The following is a 3,726-nucleotide window of genomic DNA, read 5'->3' as shown; positions in this document are numbered from 1 at the left end:
GTTCCACCACTATTCTCTCATACCTGTCTACCCGGTCCCACGTTTGACGCTTACTAAGCAAACGACCTGCTACACGCAAAACAGGGAGGACACCTAATGAGTGTTACCATGCCAGATATTGAGCGTTTATGTAAAAAACGGATTTTGCGCAATATAAAGAAATTGCAGACGGGCAAACCGTGTGGGAAAGAATGTTCTTGGGATGGAACAGCCTTTATTTATTGTCCGAAAACCGTCATTTTGAACTACTCAAACCAGTTTCGCTGCTGTTTTTATACTTCGGAAAAGTTCGGCCTACAGCTTAATTATTTTTAACTCAATCCGTCACCAATGAAATTCATTCGCTTTTTACTTCTTATGCTGCCACCGAAAACGTTGTTTGCGCGACCGGGCCGCATCTGCATTTCGAGGTGCATGGGTGATCGGACGACGAGCCCACGCCGAGAAGGCGATGATGGCAAATACAATGCTGCCAAGTGTGGCGGCTATGACTTGCAGCACTTTGGCTTTGAGGTGTACATCCCTTGTTGTGGGCCATAGAGCAAACCATTCCTGCAAGCGATCTCCGGCTGCCGAAACGAGTGAACTCCACGCTGCCATACTGCCCCACTGGTTCGGTATGAGCCAACCGGGCAACGCAGATAGCCACATGGGCAACAAGCAGACGAAAAGTAAGGCAATGATGAACATCATGAGTTCTCGCTGCTTTTTATTCCAGAAAATCCGGAACAGGACGTTCCATAGACACCCTACAAACAGAAGTATCACGGGCATCCCTGTCAATGCGTCCAACAGCCAAGCGACTGCGGCGTCATATAACAGTTGGTCTGGCTGCTCCAAACCACTGCCAGCTATAAATTGCTGAACGCTCTGAGAAGGGTTGTCCAAGGAGATATGGGTCAGTTCGATATAGCGGAACGCATCGGAACTGCCTGCTCCGTAGAGAACTCGGTCGGAATTGCCGGAAAAAATGCCACATACTTCGTAACTTCGCGCATTCTCCGTGTCGGGGTCCAGTGTTAATATTTGTCCCAACACGTCTGTACTGCCCCATAGATCCCAAGCAAGTGAGATACTGACGGAGCATTGACTGGTATCCCCATCACCTGGAGCTGTGCCATACAGGTAATTTGCCGCATACGCTGCCGATGCCGCTCCATAAAATCCAATGCTGCATACTTCTTGGACGGTCCGTTGACTGGCGGCAGCTTGAACGCTGCTCTCATTCTCCGTCCAGAATGTAGCAAAAATCCCGTCCTCGTTTTGCTCGCTCTGCGCATACGCACGGGCTTTCATTACCTGATCACTCCGTAGTGCCTGAACATATCGTAAACTGGCCCCCGGACTGATTTGCTGGGCTTCGGCAGCTGCCCGCACAGCAAGCCACAGACACAGCACATATAACCCCAGCCAGAACAGCACGATCAAACGCTTACGCATCGATCCGTACCTGCGCCCCGGCAGAAAGTGGTTTACTACTGGCACTGACGATCTGTTCCTTTCCATCCAGCGCACCAGAAACGCGTACGACCCCATCCCCGCGTTCATCGACGGTGACAGGGAGGCGTACCAAAACGTTCTGTGCCCCCAGCACGGTGTTTTTCGTTTCTACAAGATAAACAAAGTCTCCTGTATTATCGCTGTTGACTGCGGTAGCCGGCAGGCAAAGCCCACTTTCGCCACTCGTGGTAGTGACTGTAATGGTAGCAGTTCCGACTTTCCACTGTGACCCCGATACCGTTAACTGCGCCATATCCGATTCGATACTTTCCAAAGCGGCGCTCCCTGTGGTCTGGCCCTGTTTTACCGAAATGGTGCATCCCGACTGTATCAAGGTACTTTGCGCAGAGGTCACAGGGGTAATAAGGGTATAACTTTGCTCACCAGCGGCAAGCAGACCTGCAACGGCGGAACTGGTTTCGCCAGGTACTAAGGAAATCTCGGTAATGATCCCATCCGCTGGAGCAGAAAAGTTGCCAGAAGCATTCTTTAGCGCAGTCAGATCTGCAAGTTTTTGCTTTTCTTGACGGATCTGAGCCAAAAGCACTTCGGCACTGGCGAGATCGGAACGGTTGGATTCCGCTAAATCGGCCGCCTCTTTTTCGTAACTGTGCTGGGCACTGTTGCGGGAGTCCTCCGCACTTTGGGCGGCAGCCAGCGCATTTTCCTGTTCGCTTTCTGCCGTTTGCTGAGCGCTTTCTAAATCGTTTTGTGCCTGTTGGACCGCAGCCTGTGCATTACTCAATTCGTTTTGCCAATCGGAGTACTTTTGCTCTGTTTCAGTCTGTTCCGGAGTGGCCATTTCCCAGTATGAATCTTCAAAAGGCCGCTGCGGCTCACGGCCTTCCACTTCACTCAATGTCTTGCGGGCGCTGTCTAAGGCTTCCTGGGCACTGGCGATAGCCTGTTCGTTTTCGGTAACTATTTGCTGATAATTGGAATAGGCACGGTCTAACTGTTGTTGTGCCTGCTGCCACGCGAACGAATCGGCAACGTCTGCATTCGTAAGCTGGTCGGCCTGCACCTGGTGCTGCTCCAAAGAAGCTTGGAGCTGGTCGATCGCAGTATCAATATCGTCTACCGAAAGGACGGCCAGTGTTTGCCCCTGCGTGACCGAATCGCCTGGCTGGACAAGGACCTGTTCTATGAGCAGCCCTTCCGGAAGAGTCAAGGGGGTACCTGCTCCGGGAGAGAGCTCCCCTGACAAAATGAAACTCTGACTAACGGTTCCCTGATAAGGGTTGGTCACGGTGACAACAGGGGTCGTGGCTGCTGCTGTTCCACGTACAAGCAGCGTCAAAATGAGCATGACACCCAGAAAACGAAGAAAATCAATGCCCGCACGTGACTGATTCGTACTGTTTTCGGAGATGGCGTGAAGGCGCCGTTTTAGTTTATGTATGATTTCCAAGTTCGTCATCCTTTCACAGCCCCTGCAGCGAGACCGGTTTCAAGGTAGGTTTGCCCAAAGCGGAAAACCAATACAGAAGGAGCCAGCATCAATAAACTGGCCGCCATAGAGGGACAAGGGCCAATATTGTGGTGACTTCAAAAAGGCCATGGGTTGTTCGATAGCATTCCAGGCATCAAGGAATCCCAGTGTCAGCGCAGAAATGATCCCAGGTACACCAAGCGGGATACCAATGTTCCAAAAGCGGTGCCAATGGTCAGCTCCGTCTATAGCGGCAGACTCCAATACTTCTCTCGGTATCGCGTCAAAGCCGCGCTCCATAATGAAAACCGGGAAAGTTGAGAAGATACCGGGCAAAATGACAGCCCAGGGGGTATCCAATAGACCGAATTGACGTAGAACCAGATAACTGGGAACCATTGTGACCTGGAAAGGCAATAGCATTAAAACGATATACAAACCGCGAACCGCCCCTCGGCCGTGGAAACGCAGTCTGCTGATGGCCCACGCAGCCGGTGCGCCTACTAATAACTGGCCTGCCACTTGAGTGACGGATTGCTCCATACTGTTCCAGAACATCACAAAAAACTGCGGTGTATCCAACAAGAGCGTCAGCAAAGGTTCCAAGGTGGGCCAGGACGGCAGAATATGCCAGGCAGCGAAGCCATTGTGCAACCCCAGCGCGGGGCCTACCGTCAGCCCCAACTCCTCTTCCGGCATCAGAGCACCGGTGCAGAGAAACCAAAGCGGCCACCATACCAGCAGCGCGGCCGGGATCAGGCATACCCAAATCCAGTGACCTCGTTTGGCTTTAT

General features: G+C 52.0%; 4 protein-coding genes. 1 reads left to right on the top strand and 3 read right to left on the bottom strand.

Going from position 1 to position 3,726, the window contains the following annotated elements; all coding sequences use genetic code 11:
• The first annotated feature begins 96 nt into the window (after positions 1 to 96).
• Positions 97 to 315, top strand: a complete 219-nt coding sequence (locus tag Q0526_RS11870) for a hypothetical protein (RefSeq protein WP_298733873.1) — start codon at positions 97 to 99, stop codon at positions 313 to 315.
• A 33-nt stretch (positions 316 to 348) separates the two neighbouring features.
• On the opposite strand, the gene Q0526_RS11865 is transcribed toward Q0526_RS11870, so the two are convergent.
• The 3 genes from Q0526_RS11865 to Q0526_RS11855 form a co-directional block, all read right to left on the bottom strand.
• Positions 349 to 1,440 (bottom strand): hypothetical protein, encoded by a 1,092-nt coding sequence (locus tag Q0526_RS11865; protein ID WP_298733871.1) that lies wholly within the window; start codon positions 1,438 to 1,440, stop codon positions 349 to 351.
• Positions 1,433 to 2,920 (bottom strand): biotin/lipoyl-binding protein, encoded by a 1,488-nt coding sequence (locus tag Q0526_RS11860; protein ID WP_298733868.1) that lies wholly within the window; start codon positions 2,918 to 2,920, stop codon positions 1,433 to 1,435. The genes Q0526_RS11865 and Q0526_RS11860 overlap by 8 nt, the downstream gene beginning before the upstream one ends.
• Positions 2,921 to 2,950: 30 nt before the next feature.
• A partial coding sequence (locus Q0526_RS11855; protein ID WP_366522096.1) for a carbohydrate ABC transporter permease occupies positions 2,951 to 3,726 on the bottom strand: 776 nt, incomplete at its 5' end.

The sequence above is a fragment of the uncultured Subdoligranulum sp. genome (assembly GCF_937890665.1).
Note: the sequence above shows the minus strand (reverse complement) of the source record. Positions and strands in the feature narration are given on the sequence as shown.